The sequence below is a fragment of the Streptomyces sp. NPDC025833 genome (assembly GCF_055558055.1).
The window spans coordinates 12,946-29,355 of the sequence record NZ_JBVHNF010000012.1 but is presented as its reverse complement, the minus strand read 5'-3'; the positions used below and the strand labels follow the sequence as shown (position 1 = coordinate 29,355).

General features: G+C 73.4%; 12 protein-coding genes and 1 pseudogene. 8 read left to right on the top strand and 5 right to left on the bottom strand.

Annotated elements, in window-relative coordinates; genetic code table 11:
• The first annotated feature begins 13 nt into the window (after positions 1 to 13).
• Complete coding sequence (locus ACZ4K2_RS21985; protein WP_467468883.1) at positions 14 to 1,747, top strand: ABC transporter ATP-binding protein; 1,734 nt, start codon at positions 14 to 16, stop codon at positions 1,745 to 1,747.
• Positions 1,747 to 3,672 (top strand): ABC transporter ATP-binding protein, encoded by a 1,926-nt coding sequence (locus ACZ4K2_RS21980; RefSeq protein ID WP_467468881.1) that lies wholly within the window; start codon positions 1,747 to 1,749, stop codon positions 3,670 to 3,672. The genes ACZ4K2_RS21985 and ACZ4K2_RS21980 overlap by 1 nt, the downstream gene beginning before the upstream one ends.
• Before the next feature lie 38 nt (positions 3,673 to 3,710).
• On the opposite strand, the gene ACZ4K2_RS21975 is transcribed toward ACZ4K2_RS21980, so the two are convergent.
• The 4 genes from ACZ4K2_RS21975 to ACZ4K2_RS21960 all read right to left on the bottom strand — a co-directional run bounded on the left by ACZ4K2_RS21975 (position 3,711) and on the right by ACZ4K2_RS21960 (position 9,700).
• Positions 3,711 to 4,892 (bottom strand): RNA polymerase sigma factor, encoded by a 1,182-nt coding sequence (locus tag ACZ4K2_RS21975; protein WP_467468879.1) that lies wholly within the window; start codon positions 4,890 to 4,892, stop codon positions 3,711 to 3,713.
• A 205-nt stretch (positions 4,893 to 5,097) separates the two neighbouring features.
• Entirely contained in the window at positions 5,098 to 7,008 is a 1,911-nt protein-coding gene (gene dnaG / locus ACZ4K2_RS21970) for a DNA primase (protein WP_467468877.1), read from the bottom strand.
• A gap of 47 nt (positions 7,009 to 7,055) precedes the next feature.
• Positions 7,056 to 8,321, bottom strand: coding sequence for an NAD(P)/FAD-dependent oxidoreductase (locus tag ACZ4K2_RS21965; protein ID WP_467468876.1), 1,266 nt, complete (start codon positions 8,319 to 8,321; stop codon positions 7,056 to 7,058).
• 104 nt (positions 8,322 to 8,425) lie between these two features.
• Positions 8,426 to 9,700, bottom strand: coding sequence for a deoxyguanosinetriphosphate triphosphohydrolase (locus ACZ4K2_RS21960; RefSeq protein WP_467468874.1), 1,275 nt, complete (start codon positions 9,698 to 9,700; stop codon positions 8,426 to 8,428).
• Positions 9,701 to 9,859: 159 nt separating this feature from the next.
• On the opposite strand from ACZ4K2_RS21960, the gene ACZ4K2_RS21955 reads away from it, so the two are divergent.
• The 5 genes from ACZ4K2_RS21955 to ACZ4K2_RS21935 all read left to right on the top strand — a co-directional run bounded on the left by ACZ4K2_RS21955 (position 9,860) and on the right by ACZ4K2_RS21935 (position 14,965).
• The gene (locus ACZ4K2_RS21955; RefSeq protein WP_467468872.1) at positions 9,860 to 10,543 is read left to right on the top strand and encodes a SanA/YdcF family protein; all 684 of its coding nucleotides are present in this window, start codon (positions 9,860 to 9,862) and stop codon (positions 10,541 to 10,543) included.
• 102 nt (positions 10,544 to 10,645) lie between these two features.
• Complete coding sequence (locus ACZ4K2_RS21950) at positions 10,646 to 11,476, top strand: arylamine N-acetyltransferase family protein (protein ID WP_467468870.1); 831 nt, start codon at positions 10,646 to 10,648, stop codon at positions 11,474 to 11,476.
• A gap of 151 nt (positions 11,477 to 11,627) precedes the next feature.
• A complete protein-coding gene (locus ACZ4K2_RS21945; RefSeq protein ID WP_467468868.1) occupies positions 11,628 to 13,277 on the top strand; it encodes a M4 family metallopeptidase in 1,650 nt (549 codons plus the stop codon).
• 364 nt (positions 13,278 to 13,641) lie between these two features.
• Complete coding sequence (locus tag ACZ4K2_RS21940; RefSeq protein ID WP_467468867.1) at positions 13,642 to 14,190, top strand: hypothetical protein; 549 nt, start codon at positions 13,642 to 13,644, stop codon at positions 14,188 to 14,190.
• 121 nt (positions 14,191 to 14,311) lie between these two features.
• Positions 14,312 to 14,965 (top strand): class F sortase, encoded by a 654-nt coding sequence (locus ACZ4K2_RS21935; RefSeq protein ID WP_467468865.1) that lies wholly within the window; start codon positions 14,312 to 14,314, stop codon positions 14,963 to 14,965.
• A 3-nt stretch (positions 14,966 to 14,968) separates the two neighbouring features.
• Here ACZ4K2_RS21935 and ACZ4K2_RS21930 read toward each other — a convergent pair whose 3' ends face one another.
• On the bottom strand, positions 14,969 to 15,313 hold the full coding sequence (locus ACZ4K2_RS21930) for a winged helix-turn-helix transcriptional regulator (RefSeq protein WP_467468863.1): 345 nt from the start codon (positions 15,311 to 15,313) through the stop codon (positions 14,969 to 14,971).
• A gap of 99 nt (positions 15,314 to 15,412) precedes the next feature.
• On the opposite strand from ACZ4K2_RS21930, the pseudogene ACZ4K2_RS21925 reads away from it, so the two are divergent.
• Positions 15,413 to 16,288: pseudogene (locus ACZ4K2_RS21925) on the top strand (NAD(P)-dependent oxidoreductase); the annotation flags it as partial.
• Between the last annotated feature and the right edge of the window lie 122 nt (positions 16,289 to 16,410).

The following is a 16,410-nucleotide window of genomic DNA, read 5'->3' as shown; positions in this document are numbered from 1 at the left end:
CGAGAGACGTAGCGTGCTCATACGACTTCTGCGGACCTATCTCAGGCCCTACAAGAAACCCATCGCCCTCCTGGTGGTCCTGCAGTTCCTGCAGACCTGCGCCACCCTCTACCTGCCCACACTGAACGCGGACATCATCGACAAGGGTGTCGTGAAGGGGGACACGGACTACATCCTGTCCTTCGGCGCCCTGATGATCGGCATCTCGCTGGCCCAGGTCGTGTGCAACGTCGGCGCCGTGTACTACGGCGCCCGGACCGCCTCCGCGCTCGGCCGGGACGTCCGGGGTGCCGTCTTCGGCCGGGTGCAGTCCTTCTCCGCGCGTGAGGTGGGTCACTTCGGGGCGCCCTCGCTCATCACCCGTACGACGAACGACGTGCAGCAGGTCCAGATGCTGGCCCTGATGACGTTCACCCTGATGGTGTCGGCGCCCATCATGTGCGTGGGCGGGATCGTGCTGGCCCTCGGCCTGGACGTACCGCTGTCCGGGGTGCTGGTCGCGGTCGTGCCGGTGCTCGGCGTCTCCGTGACCCTCATCGTGCGCCGGCTGCGCCCGCTCTTCCGGTCGATGCAGGTCCGGCTGGACACGGTGAACCGGGTGCTGCGCGAGCAGATCACCGGCAACCGCGTCATCCGCGCCTTCGTCCGGGACGAGTACGAGCAGGGCCGGTTCGGGAAGGCCAACACCGAGCTGACCGACATGCAGCTCGCCACCGGCCGGCTGCTCGCCCTGATGTTCCCGATCGTCATGACGGTCGTGAACGTGTCCTCCATCGCGGTGGTGTGGTTCGGCGCCCACCGGATCGACAGCGGCGGGATGAACATCGGCGACCTCACCGCCTTCCTCGCCTACCTGATGCAGATCGTCATGTCCGTGATGATGGCCACCTTCATGTTCATGATGGTGCCGCGCGCCGAGGTCTGCGCCGAGCGGATCGAGGAGGTGCTGGGCACCGACTCCAGCGTCGTGCCGCCGACCGCCCCGGTCACCGAGCTGCGCCGCCACGGCCACCTGGAGATCCGGGGCGCGGGGTTCCGCTACCCGGGTGCCGAGGAGCCGGTGCTGAAGTCCGTCGACCTGGTGGCCCTGCCGGGCCGTACGACCGCCGTGATCGGTTCCACCGGCAGCGGCAAGTCGACCCTCCTCGGCCTCGTCCCCCGGCTCTTCGACGCCACCGAGGGCGAGGTCCTGGTGGACGGCGTGGACGTGCGGGAGGTCGAACCGCGGCTGCTCGCGAAGACCGTCGGGCTCGTGCCCCAGAAGCCGTACCTGTTCGCCGGGACGGTCGCCACCAACCTGCGCTACGGCAACCCGGACGCCACCGACGAGGAGCTGTGGCACGCGCTGGAGGTGGCCCAGGCCAAGGACTTCGTCGACAGGCTGGAGGGCGGCCTGGACGCGCCGATCGCGCAGGGCGGCACCAACGTCTCCGGCGGTCAGCGGCAGCGGCTCGCCATCGCCCGCACGCTGGTGCAGCGCCCGGAGATCTACCTCTTCGACGACTCCTTCTCGGCGCTCGACTACGCCACCGACGCGGCCCTGCGCGCCGCGCTGTCCCGGGAGACCGCCGAGGCGACCGTCGTCATCGTCGCCCAGCGGGTGGCGACCATCCGGGACGCCGACCGGATCATCGTGCTGGACGAGGGCCGCGTGGTCGGCACCGGCCGGCACGCGGAACTGATGGCGTCCAACGAGACCTACCGGGAGATCGTGCTCTCCCAGCTGACGGAAGCGGAGGCCGCCTGATGGCCGGGCCCATGGGACGAGTGATGGCCGGGGGACCCGACCAGCGCTCGATGGACTTCAAGGGGTCGGGCAAGCGGCTCGTCGCCCGGTTCGCTCCGGAACGGCTCACGATCTACGCGCTGCTGCTGTGCGTGGTCGTCAGCGTGGGCCTCAGCGTGATCGGCCCGAAGATCCTCGGCAAGGCGACCGACCTGGTGTTCGCCGGCATCATCGGCCGGCGGATGCCGGAGGGCGCCACCAAGCAGCAGGTGCTCGACTCCATGCGCGAGCGCGGCGACGGCCGCATCGCGGACATGCTGGGCGGCACGGACTTCACCCCCGGCGAGGGCATCGACTTCGACGCCGTCGGGCACGTCCTGCTGCTCGCGCTCGGCACGTTCCTCGCCGCCGGCCTGCTGATGGCGGTGGCGACCCGGCTGGTCAACCGGGCCGTGAACCGCACGATGTACCGGATGCGGGAGGACGTGCAGACGAAGCTCTCCCGGCTGCCGCTGTCGTACTTCGACAAGCGCCAGCGCGGCGAGGTGCTGTCCCGGGCGACGAACGACATCGACAACATCGGGCAGACGCTCCAGCAGTCGATGGGCCAGCTGATCAACTCGGTGCTGACCATCATCGGCGTCCTGGTGATGATGTTCTGGGTCTCCTGGCTGCTGGCGCTGGTCGCGCTCGTCACGGTGCCGCTGTCGTTCGTGGTCGCCACCCGGGTCGGCAAGCGGTCGCAGCCGCACTTCGTGCAGCAGTGGCGCACCACCGGCAAGCTGAACGCCCACATCGAGGAGATGTACACCGGCCACACCCTGGTGAAGGTGTTCGGCCGACAGGACGAGTCGGCGCAGCAGTTCGCCGAGCAGAACGAGGCGCTGTACGAGGCCGGGTTCAGGGCGCAGTTCAACAGCGGTGTCATGCAGCCGCTGATGATGTTCGTGTCGAACCTGAACTACGTGCTGGTGGCGGTCGTCGGCGGGCTGCGCGTGGCCTCCGGCGCCCTGTCCATCGGTGACGTCCAGGCGTTCATCCAGTACTCGCGGCAGTTCTCCATGCCGCTGACGCAGGTCGCGTCGATGGCGAACCTGGTGCAGTCGGGTGTCGCCTCGGCCGAGCGGATCTTCGAACTCCTGGACGCGGAGGAGCAGGAGGCCGATCCGGTGCCGGGCGAGCGGCCCGCGGAACTGCGCGGACGGGTCCGGCTGGAGCACGTGTCGTTCCGGTACGAGCCGGAGAAGCCGCTGATCGAGGACCTGTCGCTGACGGTCGAGCCGGGGCACACGGTGGCGATCGTCGGCCCGACCGGCGCGGGCAAGACCACGCTGGTCAACCTGCTGATGCGGTTCTACGACGTCTCCGGCGGCCGGATCACCCTGGACGGGGTCGACATCCGCCGGATGACCAGGGACGAACTGCGGGCGGGCATCGGCATGGTGCTCCAGGACACCTGGCTGTTCGGCGGCACCATCGCGGAGAACATCGCCTACGGCGCCTCGCGCGAGGTCACCCGGGGCGAGATCGAGGAGGCGGCGCGGGCCGCGCACGCGGACCGTTTCGTCCGCACGCTGCCCGACGGCTACGACACCGTGATCGACGACGAGGGCACGGGTGTCAGCGCCGGCGAGAAGCAGCTGATCACCATCGCGCGGGCCTTCCTGTCCGACCCGGTGATCCTGGTGCTGGACGAGGCGACGAGTTCCGTGGACACGCGCACGGAGGTGCTGATCCAGAAGGCGATGGCCAAACTCGCCGCCGGCCGCACGTCGTTCGTGATCGCGCACCGGCTGTCGACCATCCGGGACGCGGACACGATCCTCGTGATGGAGAACGGGTCCATCGTCGAACAGGGCGCGCACGCCGAGCTGCTGGCGGCGGACGGGGCGTACGCCCGGCTCTACAAGGCCCAGTTCGCCCAGGCGGTCGCCGAGGTGGACTAGGCGGGCACGGGGAGGCCGCCGCGGGGCGGCGGCCCCCCTCAGTCCAGGTAGCCCCTGAGCTGGTCCGCGAAGGCGTGGTCGCGGAGCTTGCTCAGCGTCTTGGACTCGATCTGCCGTATCCGTTCCCGGGTCACCCCGAAGATGCGGCCGATCTCCTCCAGGGTGCGCGGGCGGCCGTCGTCCAGCCCGTAGCGGAGCTGGACGACCTTCCGCTCCCGCTCCCCCAGCGTGGACAGCACCGCCTCCAGGTGCTCGCGCAGCAGCAGGAACGCCGCCGACTCCACCGGGCTCGCCGCGTCGCCGTCCTCGATGAGGTCACCGAGGGCGACGTCGTCCTCCTCGCCGACCGGGGCGTGCAGCGAGACCGGTTCCTGGGCGAGGCGCAGCACCTCGCCGACCCGCTCGGGCGACAGGTCCAGGTGGGCGGCGACCTCGTCCGCGGTCGGCTCCTGGCCGCGCTCCTGGAGCATCCGCCGCTGGACGCGGACGACGCGGTTGATCAGCTCCACCACGTGGACCGGGACGCGGATGGTGCGGGCCTGGTCGGCCAGGGCCCGGGACATGGCCTGGCGGATCCACCAGGTCGCGTACGTGGAGAACTTGTAGCCCCGGGCGTAGTCGAACTTCTCCACGGCCCGGATGAGCCCGAGGTTGCCCTCCTGCACCAGGTCGAGCATGGTCAGCCCGCGGCCGACGTACCGCTTGGCGACGGAGACGACGAGCCGCAGGTTGGCCTCGATGAGGCGCCGCTTGGCCATCCGGCCCATGACGACGAGCCGGTCCAGGTCGAGCGCCAGTTCGCCGTCCAGGTCGGGGGCGCTGCCCAGCTTCTCCTCCGCGAAGAGCCCGGCCTCCACGCGGCGGGCGAGCTCCACCTCCTCGGCGGCGGTGAGCAGCGGGATGCGGCCGATCTCGCGCAGGTACTGGCGGAACAGGTCGGCCGAGGGGCCCGCGGAATCGGCGCGGGCGGCGGCCGGCGCCTCGGCGGCCTCCTCGGGCTCTTCCGCGAACGCCTCGGCGGGCGGTTCCGTCGGTTCCACGGCCACCGCCTCCGGGTGCGGGACGGCCCGGCCCTGCGGGGGCACGGCTGCCAGGACGCCCGTCTCCGCGTCCGGCTCGTCCGCGCTGGTGCTGGTGCTGGTGGTGGTGCGGGTGGCGCTGGTGCTGCTGTCGGTCTGGGCGAGGGTCTGGGTCTGCACGAGGGCGACCTCCAGGATCATCGCTGCCGAGGGCGTGCGGCAGCGGTATGCGGGAGCGAGGAGTCGACGGCCTGCGCTCCGCGGACTCGGGCACCGCCACCCAGTGTGGGGTACGACACAACTCCGCCACGAGGGGCGTGCGGTGACTTTTTGCGTCCGCTCCGTGACGGGGTGGTTACTCAGCTCGTCGGACTATGCGACCGGCAACTGCGGGCCGCCGGGCGGGTCAGAGCGCCTCCGCGCCCCGGACCAGCAGCGCCTGGTCGTACTGCTGGAGGACCCACAGCTCGTTCTGCACGGCGGCCAGCCGGGAGGGGTCGCCGCCCGCGGCCAGGCGGGTCAGCTGGGACTGGATGTCGCGGATCCGGCGTTCCACGGCCCGCCGGCGGACCTGCACCAGGACCGTCCCGGCGTACGTCTCGTCCACCGTGCGCCGCAGGATCGGCTCGACGGCCAGCTCGGTCACCATGGCGCGGACCGTGTCGTCGGGCGCGGCCTCGCGGACCCGGACCAGGTACTCCTGCGGGTCCGGCACGCCGTACTCGGCGCCGCCCGACTCGGCGACGGCCTGGCGCACCGCCGCGTACGGCGGGGCCGTGAACTCGTCCACGCCGTAGGCGTCGAAGGCCGGGGAGACCAGCTCGGGGCGCTGGAGGGCGAGCTTGAGCAGCTCCCGCTCGGCGGCGTGGACGGGGTTGCGCAGGGTGAACGCCGGGCCGGCGGAGGCCGGGCGGGGGGCCTCGGCCCACTGCCGGCCGGCCGGCTGGGGGCGGCCCTGCTGCGGGTCGCCCTTGCCGCCGCGCTCCCGGGCCCAGCGGGCGAGCTGGGCCACCCGGCGGACCACGAACTGGGTGTCGAGGATGCCGAGCAGGCCGGCCAGCTCGACGGCGACCTCGTGCTGCGCGCCGCTGTTCTTGATCCGGGCGACGATCGGCGCGGCCTCGTCCAGCGCGGCCGCGCGGCCCGCCGGGGTGTCCAGGTCGTAGCGGTTCACGATCTGGCGCAGCGCGAACTCGAAAAGCGGGGTGCGGGGTTCGGTCAGGTCGGCGACGGCCTCGTCACCCTTGGCGAGGCGCAGCTCGCACGGGTCCATGCCGTCGGGCGCGATCGCGATGTACGTCTCCGCGGCGAACTTCTGGTCGTCCTCGAAGGCGCGCAGCGCGGCCTTCTGCCCGGCCGCGTCGCCGTCGAAGGTGAAGATCACCCGGGCGGAGCCGTTGTCCATGAGGAGCCGGCGCAGGATCTTGATGTGCTCGCCGCCGAAGGCCGTGCCGCAGGTCGCGATGGCCGTCGTCACACCGGCCAGGTGGCAGGCCATGACGTCGGTGTAGCCCTCGACCACGACGGCCCGGCTGGCCTTGGCGATCTCCTTCTTCGCCAGGTCGATGCCGTACAGCACCTGGCTCTTCTTGTAGATCGCCGTCTCGGGCGTGTTCAGGTACTTCGGGCCGTTGTCCGTCTCGTAGAGCTTGCGGGCGCCGAAGCCGACGACCTCGCCGCCGATGTCCCGGATCGGCCACATCAGCCGGCCCCGGAAGCGGTCGATCGGGCCGCGCCGGCCCTCCTGCGACAGCCCGGAGAGGACCAGCTCCTTGTCGCTGAAGCCCTTGCCGCGCAGGTGGCGGGTGAGGTGGTCCCAGCCCTGGGGGCTGTAGCCGACGCCGAAGTGGACGGCGGCGGCCTGGTCGAAGCCGCGCTCGGCGAGGAAGACCCGGCCGGTCTCGGCCTCGGGGCTGGTGGCGAGCTGCTCCGCGTACCACTGCGCGGCGATCTTGTGCGCCTCGACCAGGCGGATGCGCTCGCCGCGCTGGTGGGCCGGGTTGTACCCGCCCTCCTCGTACCGCAGGGTGATGCCGGCCTGGGCGGCCAGCCGCTCCACCGCCTCCGAGAAGGAGAGGTGGTCCACCTTCATCACGAAGGTGAGGGTGTCGCCGCCCTCCTGGCAGCCGAAGCAGTGGAAGAGTCCCTTGCTGGGGCTGACCTGGAAGGACGGCGACTTCTCGTCGTGGAACGGGCACAGGCCCTTGAGGTTGCCGCCGCCCGCGTTGCGCAGCTGGAGGTACTCGGAGACCACGGCGTCGATCGGGACCGCGTCCCGTACCGCCTTCACGTCCTCGTCGTTGATCCGTCCTGCCACGGGTGAATTCTACGGGGGCGCCGCGCCGGTCCGGGCGCCCCGTCGGGTCAGGGGACGAGACCGGCGAGCGGTACGTGCGGGTCGGAGAGCGCCTCCACGTTCACCTGGGCCCGGGAACGGACGAGGTGCTGGATCTGCTCTGTGACATCCCACACGTTCACGTTCATGCCGGCCAGCACGCGCCGTTCCTTCATCCAGAACGCGATGAACTCCCGCTTTCCGGCGTCGCCGCGGATCACCACCTCGTCGTACGAGCCGGGCGGGGCCCAGCCGCTGTACTCCATGCCCAGGTCGTACTGGTCGGTGAAGAAGTAGGGCACGCGGTCGTACACCGCCTCCCGGCCCAGCATCGAGCGGGCCGCGGCCGGGCCGCCGTTCAGCGCGTTCGCCCAGTGCTCGACGCGCAGCCGGGTGCCGAACAGGCCGAGCGGGAAGGAGGCGACGTCACCGGCCGCGTAGATGTGGGGGTCGGACGTGCGCAGCCGCTCGTCGACGAGGATGCCGCCGCCGTGCGCCCGGTCGGCGATCTCCAGACCCGCCGCCTCGGCGAGGGACACCCGCGGCGCCGCCCCGATGGCCGCGAGGACGTCGTGCGCCGGGTGCTCCTCGCCGTCGTCGGTGCGGGCCGCGAGGACCATGCCGTCCTGGCCGACGATCTCGGTGAGCCGCGCGCCGAAGTGGAACCGGACGCCGTGCTCGCGGTGCAGCTCGGCGAAGACGTTCCCCAGTTCGGGGCCGAGGACGCCGTGCAGCGGGGTCTGCTCCGGTTCGATCACCGTGACCTCGGCGCCGTACTGGCGGGCCGCCGCCGCGACCTCCAGGCCGATCCAGCCGGCCCCGGCGATCACGAGGTGCCCGTTGTCCCGGCCGAGGTGCTGCAGGACGTTCCTGAGGCGCTCGGCGTGCGCGAGGCGGCGCAGGTGGTGCACGCCCGCCAAGTCGGTGCCGGGAACCTCAAGGCGGCGCGGTTCGGCGCCGGTGACCAGCAGGAGCTTGTCGTAGCGGACGAGGGTGCCGTCGTCGCCGAAGCGGACCGTCCTGGCCGCGCGGTCGACGCGGTCCACGGTCTGGCCGAGGTGCAGCTCGACGTCGTGGCGCGCGTACCAGGACGGCTCGTGCACGAAGACGCTGTCGCGCTCGTCCTTGCCGAGCAGGTAGCCCTTGGACAGCGGCGGGCGCTCGTACGGGTGGTCGCGTTCGTCGCAGATCAGTATCACCCGTCCGCTGAAGCCCTCCGTCCGGAGCGTCTCGGCCGCCTTCGCGCCGGCGAGACCGCCTCCGACGATGACGAATGTCTGATCCGCGTCGACCACTTGATGCCTCCTCTTAAGGATGTCGCCACATGCGAGCGTCCCGCACGCGGCGTGCTGCGGGAAGAGGGAGTGACCCGATCAGGCCACGGCCGGTCACGTTCCCTCTACATATGCCCCGTCAGTCTCGCGTGCAGGGAGAGCGCGGAGGCGTCGGTGAGGGAGGCTATCTGGTCGACGATCACCCGCTTGCGCGACCGGTCGTCGTCCGCCGCGTCGAACAGCGCGCGGAACTGGGGGTCCAGGCCGTCGGGTGCGCGGGCGGTCAGCGCCTCGGCGAGTTCGGCGACGATCACGCGCTGCTCGGCGCGGAGCCGCTCCTGCTCGGCGCGCTGCATCACGTACCGGTCCGCGAGCGCCTTGAGCACCGCGCACTCCATGCGGGTCGCCCGGGGGACGACGAGCGCGGCGCCGTGGCGGGTGAGCCGGCCGGTGCCCCACGCGGCGCGGGTGGCGGTCTCGGCGGCCAGGCAGAACCGGCCGATGAGCTGGCTGGTGGCGTCCTTCAGCCGGGCCTGGGCGACCGCCGTGCCGTCGTACCCGTGCGGCCACCACTCGGCGTCCTGGAGCCGGTCCAGGGCCTCGGACAGCTCGGCCGGGTCGGTGTCCGCGGGGACGTACCGGCCGACGGCCACCGCGAACACGGCCTGCCGCTCGGGCTCGGCGTGCAGCAGGTTGGGGTCGATGTGGCCGGCGTGCAGGCCGTCCTCGACGTCGTGCACCGAATAGGCCACGTCGTCCGACCAGTCCATCACCTGGGCCTCGAAGCAGGTCCGGGTGCCGGGGGCGCCCTGCCGGGCCCAGTCGAACACCGGGCGGTCGTCCGCGTACACACCGAACTTCCGCGACGCGGGGTCGGCCGGGTGGGCGCCGCGCGGCCAGGGGTACTTGGTGGCGGCGTCGAGGGTGGCGCGGGTGAGGTTGAGGCCGACGGAGCCCTCCTCGGTGAACCGCTTGGGCTCGATGCGGGTGAGGAGCCGGAGGGACTGGGCGTTGCCCTCGAAGCCGCCGCAGTCGTCGGCGAACTCGTTCAGCGCGGTCTCGCCGTTGTGGCCGAAGGGCGGGTGGCCGAGGTCGTGGGCCAGGCAGGCCGCCTCCACCAGGTCGGGGTCGCAGCCGAGGGCCGCGCCCAGTTCGCGGCCGACCTGGGCGCACTCCAGGGAGTGGGTGAGCCGGGTGCGGGGGCTGGCGTCCCAGGAGGGGCTGCGGGTGCCGGGGGTGACGACCTGGGTCTTGCCCGCGAGGCGGCGCAGGGCGGCGGAGTGGAGGATGCGGGCGCGGTCGCGCTGGAAGGCGGTGCGGCCCGGGCGTTTGTCCGGCTCGGGGGCCCACCGTTCGAGTGAGGCCGGGTCGTACGCGGTCGGGGGTGCGGTGCCTTCCATGGTTCGACAGTACGGGCCCGCTGTGACATACGGGCGGTGCGGGTGCCCGTCCGGCGGCGGGGGCGGGTTCGCGGGCGGTCGTGCGCGGTCGTGTCGGGGGGCGAACCGGGCGGCGTCCGGGTGCGTCCTTCCCGGTCGGGACCGATCACAGGGGGCGGTATGGGGATCCGGGGACCGCGGCTGCCGCGCACGCGGGCCGGGTGGCGGCGGCTGGTGCAGGCGGTGATGGCCGGGTGCGTGCTGGCGCTGCTGCCGATGACCTGGCTGTACGTGTCGGCGACGGACCGGCTGCGGACGACGGCGGACGTGCCGCGCACCGAGGTGGCGATGGTGTTCGGGGCGGGGCTGTGGAAGGCGGGGCAGCCGTCGCCGTACCTCGCGCGCCGGCTGGACGCGGCGGCCGGGCTGTACCGGGCGGGGCGCATCGAGGTCGTGCTGGTCACCGGGGACAACAGCCGGGCGGACTACGACGAGCCCGACGCCATGCGCGCGTACCTGACCCGGCACGGGGTGCCGGGCGCGCGGATCGTCGCCGACTACGCCGGGTTCGACACCTGGGACTCCTGCGTCCGGGCCAGGAAGATCTTCGGGGTGGACCGGGCGGTGCTGATCAGCCAGGGCTTCCACATCCGGCGGGCGGTGGCGCTGTGCGAGGCGGCGGGAATGGCCTCGTACGGCGTCGGGGTCACGGACAAGCACGACGTGACCTGGTACTACGGCGGCGCTCGCGAGGTCTTCGCGGCGGGCAAGGCGGTGCTGGACGCGGTGTTCCGACCCGACCCGCGGTTCCTGGGGCCCGAGGAGCCGGGGATCGCGCGGGCGCTGGCGGCGGCGCGGGGGTGAGCGCGGGGGCCGTGGCGTCCCCGCGGGCTTAGGACCAGGGGCGTAGGGGGGCTCGGTCCGTGGGTCGCGGTGGGGGCGGGCGGGCTCGCGTAGGTTCGGGGCATGGCCGACACCGAGCAGTACGACCTCGACGCCTACCTCGACCGCATCGGGTGGCAGGGCGGGCGGCGGGCCGACCTGGCCACGCTGCGCGGCGTCCACCTGGCGCACGCGCTGTCGCTGCCGTTCGAGAACCTGGACCCGGTGCGGGGCTCGGCCCCCTCCCTCGCCCCCGGCGACCTGATGGCCAAGATGGTCCGCGGCCGGCGCGGCGGCTACTGCTACGAGCACAACACCCTGCTCCGGCTGGCCCTGGAGGCGCTCGGATTCCGGGTGACCCCGCTGGCCGCGCGGGTGGTGCTGGGCGCCGGGGCCCCGGAGAGCCGGCCGCGCACCCACGCGATGCTCAAGGTGGAGGTGGCGGGCGAGCCGGAGCCGTACCTGGCGGACGTCGGTTTCGGCGCATACGGCGCGCTGCTGCTGCCGGTGCCGCTGGCGGCCGGCGCCGAGTACGAGGGCGCCGGGCGCCGGCACCGGCTGGTCCGGCTGCCGCACCACGGGCCGCTGGAGCTGCTGGAGTTGCAGGCGTACGACGCGTGGGGCGGCGGCTGGGCCGGTCAGTACGCGTTCACCCGGGAGCCGTTCGCCGCCACCGACTTCGAGGTGTTCAACTGGTTCGTCGGCACCCACCCGCGGTCCCCGTTCACCCGCCGCCCCTACCTCCAGCGGACCACCGCGCAGCGCCATCTGTCCCTGGACGGGGATCTGTTCACCGAGACGCTCGCCGACGGCACGGTGTCCGAGCGGACCCTGACGGACGAGGCCGAGGCGCGGCGGCTGGTGACGGAGGAGTTCGGCATCGAGGTGCCGGCGGGGACCGCGCTGCTGGGCTGAGCCGCCGGCGCGTGAGGCGCCCGTGCCCGGCCCGCGCGCCGTTCCCGCCGCACCTCTCCATGAACAGGCTATGGACATGACATGTCATGCCCACTTAAATCTCGGTGACAGCGCCGCCCCCGCCTAGCCTGGCGCCTTCCCGAGGAGACGCATGAGCCGGATACGGCAGCACGTCCGAGGAACCCGTCGCACAGCCACCGCCGGTGTCGCCGTCGCCACCGCGACCCTGCTGGCCGTCAGTCTCTCCCCCGCCGCCCACGCCGACGGCAGACCGACCCGCGCCACCGCGGTCGAGCACGCGGCGTCGGCGCTCCTGGACCACGCGGCCGCCCTGGGACTCACCTCGTCCCAGGACACCGCCGTCCGCGACGTGATCGTGGACGGGAACGGCACCCAGCACGTCCGCTACGACCGCACCTACCGCGGACTGCCGGTCCTGGGCGGCGACTTCGTCGTCCACCTGGCGCCGGACGGCGGTTACCGCGGCGCCGACCGCGCCACCCGGCAGACGGTCGCCGTGCCCTCCGTCACCCCGGAGGTATCCGGCCCCAGGGCGGCCGGCCTGGCGGTGAACGCGCTGCGCGCGGCCCATCCCGGCAAGCCGCTGAAGCGGGTCGAGGCCAGGCCCGAGCTGGTGGTCGACGCCCTGCACGGCAGCCCGAGGCTGGCCTGGCGCACCAACGCCGTCGGCGCGGACTCGCTCGGCAACCCGGTCGCCCGCACCGTGCTGACCGACGCGCGCACCGGCGCGCGGATCGACGCCTGGGACAGCATCGAGACGGCGGCCGGCGACGGCGCGTCGCTGTACGGCGGGACGGTTCCGCTGTCGACCACCCAGTCCGGGTCGTCGTACCAGCTCAAGGACCCGACCCGCGGGAACACCTACACCGGCGACGCGGCGAACAAGACCGACCTGTGCATCTTCGGCATCTGCATCAGCCGGGCCCCGGCGACCGTGTTCACGGACGCCGACAACCACTGGGGCACGGGCACCACCGCCGACCGCGCCTCGGCCGCCGTCGACGCCCAGTACGGCACCGACACGACCTGGGACTACTACAAGAACGTCCACGGCCGCAACGGCATCGCCGGCGACGGCAAGGGCTCGTACAACCGCGTCCACTACGGCAGCAACTACAACAACGCCTTCTGGGACGACAGTTGCTTCTGCATGACCTACGGCGACGGTGACGGGACCACCTTCGGGCCCCTGGTCGCCCTGGACGTCGCCGGGCACGAGATGTCCCACGGCGTGACGTCCAAGACGGCCGCGCTGACCTACTCGGGCGAGTCCGGCGGGCTGAACGAGGCCACCTCCGACATCCTCGGCACGATGGTCGAGTGGTACGCCGGCAACTCCTCCGACACCGGCGACTACCTCATCGGCGAGAAGATCGTGAAGCCGGGCTTCGGCAAGGCGGCCCTGCGCTTCCTGGACAAGCCGTCCAGGGACGGCAGTTCGGCGGACTACTGGAGCTCGTCGGTCGGGAACCTGGACGTCCACTACTCCTCCGGGGTCGCCAACCACTTCGCCTACCTCCTCGCCGAGGGCAGCGGCGCGAAGACCGTCAACGGCGTCAGCTACGACTCCCCCACCTCCAACGGCTCCACGGTCACCGGCATCGGCCGGGACAAGGTGGGCCGGATCTGGTACCGGGCGCTGACGGTGTACATGACGTCCTCGACGAACTACCAGGGCGCGCGGACGGCGACCCTGAACGCGGCGAAGGACCTCTACGGCGCGGGCAGCGCCGAGTACAACGCGGTGGCCGCCGCCTGGAGCGCGGTCAACGTCGGCTGAGCCGACGGCGGACGAGGAGGCCGGTGCCCGGGCGGGCACCGGCCTCCTTCCGTGCGCGGACGTGCGGCGAGCAGTCCGGGCGCGCTCCGGTCCGCTCCGCTCCGGTGGGGCTGACGTGGCGTCACCCGTTCACCCGCAGCACCGCTCCATTCGTGTTCTTTTCCCACCACGGCCTCCTGGCGCCCCCGGTCCCGCCGCTGACCTGCCGGAACGCGCCGCGGGCTGGGCCGGGCGGGTGGCCGGGACGGCACCCGTTCGCCGTAGCCCCGGCCCGGCCCCGGGAAGCGAACCCGCCGCGGAGCCACTTATCTCGGTAGGGCAGGGGCGCACCCCTGGACGAGTCGGACAAGCTCTGGGGAGCACCATGCGACGCACTGCCCGTCTCCTGGCCGGTACCGCGCTCGCCGTGACCGCCGCGGCACCGGCGCAGGCCGCGCGGGACGCGGTCCGCCCGGCGGCCCACCCGCGGGCCGCCCAGGCCCCCCGCCTGGACGTGTACCCGGCCACCGTGACGCCCGGCGGCCAGGTCACGGTGAACACGGCCGCCTGCGGGGACCCGGGCGCCGGGACCGGGGACGCGGGCGCGCTCGGCGCCGGTACGTTCCCCCTGGCGCCCGGCGCGCACGCCGGTGAGGCGCTCGGCCGGTTCCGGGTGCCGCCGAGCGCGCAGCCGGGGACGTACGAGATCGTCGCCCGGTGCGCCGAGGGGGACCGGCAGGTGTCGGGCGACCTGGTGGTGGCGCTGACCGCGGCGCACGAGCAGGTGCAGCCGCGGGGAAGCGTGAAGACGGGGGTCGGCGGCGGGCTCGGCCGCGACCCCGTGCAGACCACGGCGGGTGTGACGGCGCTGGCCGTCGCCGCCGCGGGCGGTACCTGGCTCCTGCATCGCCGGGCGAGAGGCGACGGGATCTGACGGACACCCTCCGCTGTCCGTCCGCCGGTACCGCACATCCCGCCCCCTCCGGGTCCGACGCCCCTCGCGGCCCGGAGGGGGAGGGAACCCGAAGGGGATCCGCCCCGGGAGAGGGGTTCGCATGCGCAGGAGCGCCGAGCGCGCCGGGCGCGGCCGCGGCGCCCGGCTCGGCGACACCGCCATAGCCGCCGTCACCGTCGTGGCCCTCGGCTCGTCCGTGTGGCTGCTCGGCGGCACCGGCCCGCACACGCCGCCGCAGCCGGCCGCAGCCGAGGGCCGTCCCGACCCGGGCGGTGCGCGGCGCGCCGCCCCCGGCCTCGCGCCGTCCGTGCCGGTCCGCATCCGCATCCCCGCGATCCGCGTGGACGCGCCCCTGACCGGCCTGGCCCTCACCGCCTCCGGAAGCCTGGACGCGCCGCCCGCCGCGGAGAAGAACCTGGCCGGCTGGTACGAGGCCGGCACCACGCCCGGGGAGACCGGGACCGCGATCGTCGCCGGGCACGTCGACAACGCCGACGGGCCCGCCGTCTTCTACGACCTGGGCGCGCTCAAGCGCGGCGCCCGCATCGAGGTGGACCGCGAGGACGGCACCGTGGCCCTGTTCACGGTGGACGCGGTGGAGGTGTACTCGGCGCGCGCCTTCCCCGACGAGAAGGTGTACGGCGCCGCCCCGCGCCCCGAGCTGCGGGTCATCACCTGCGGCGGGGGCTACTCGAAGGCCACCGGCTACCAGGGCAACGTGGTGGTGTTCGCCCGGCTGACGGGCAGCCGCTGAGCCTCACCTCGGGGCCGGGTGCCGGCCCAGGACGTGCCGCTTCCCCCACGCCCCGAGCGGCGCCAGCGCCTCGTTGAGCTGGGTGCCGACCCCGGTCAGCGAGTACTCGACCCGGGGCGGCACCTCGTCGTACTCCTCGCGGTGCACGATGCCGTCGGCCTCCAGCTCCCGCAACTGCGCGGCGAGCACCTTCTCGGTCACCCCCGGGAGCAGCCGGCGCAGCGCGCCGAACCGGCACGTGCCCTCCCCCAGCGCCCACAGGATCGACACCTTCCACTTGCCGTCGATGACGTCCATCGCCGCGTCGGTCCCGCACACGTACGCCCCCGGCCGCCGTCCCACCGGCATGCTGCTCCCCCTCCTCGACCCGCACGCTTTCCCACCGGTAACCACCCACTTCGAAGTGCGTACTTCTGCGCGGCGGCCCCGCAGGTGAGCCTAGTCGCCATGGACGACAACTCCCCCGCCCCCGTTTCCCGTACCCCCCTGACCCTGCTCGGCACCGGAGCCATGGGCACCGCGCTCGGGCGGGCCTGGCTCGCCGCCGGGCACCCGCTGACCGTCTGGAACCGCACGCCGGAGCGCACGGCCGCGCTGACCGCCGAGGGGGCGGTGGCGGCCGGCAGCGCGGCGGAGGCGGTGGCCGCGAACCGGCTCGTCGTGGCCTGCCTGCTGGACGACGCCTCGGTGGGCGGCGCCCTGGCCGGCGCCGACCTGGCCGGCCGGGACCTGGTGAACCTCACCACCGGCACCCCCGCCGACGCACGTGCGCGCGCCGCCTGGGCCGGGGAGCGCGGCGCCCGCCTCCTGGACGGCGGGATCATGGCCGTACCGCCGATGATCGGCGCACCCGGCGCCTTCGTGCTCTACAGCGGCCGGCCGGAGGTGTTCGAGGAGCACCGGGACACGCTCGCCGTCCCGGCCGCCGCCGAGTACGTCGGCGCCGATCCCGGTCTCGCCGCGCTGTACGACGTGGCGCTGCTGAGCGGGATGTACGGCATGTTCGCCGGGATCACGCACGCCTTCGCCCTGCTGCGCGGGGCGGACGTGCCGCCCCGGGAGTTCGCCGCGCTGCTCGTGCCCTGGCTGAACGCGATGGCGGACGTCTCGCACGGCACGGCCGAGCGGCTGGAGTCCGGCGACCACACCTCCGGGGTGGTCTCCAGCCTGGCGATGCAGGTCGCGGGCAGCGGCACGCTGCTGCGCACCGCCGAGGAGCAGGGCGTGAGCACCGAACTGCTGTCCCCCTTCCTGGACCTGATGCGGCGCCGGCTGGCCGACGGGCACGGCGACGAGGACACCACCGGGCTGGTGGGGCTGCTGCGGACCCCGGGGGGCCCCCCCCCCCCGGGGGGGGCCCCCCCCCCCCCCCGCCGCGCCCCGCCCGCGTACGACCGCCGCCACGGGCCCCAGCGGCACGCAGATCAGAGCGGGCCGCAGGCGGC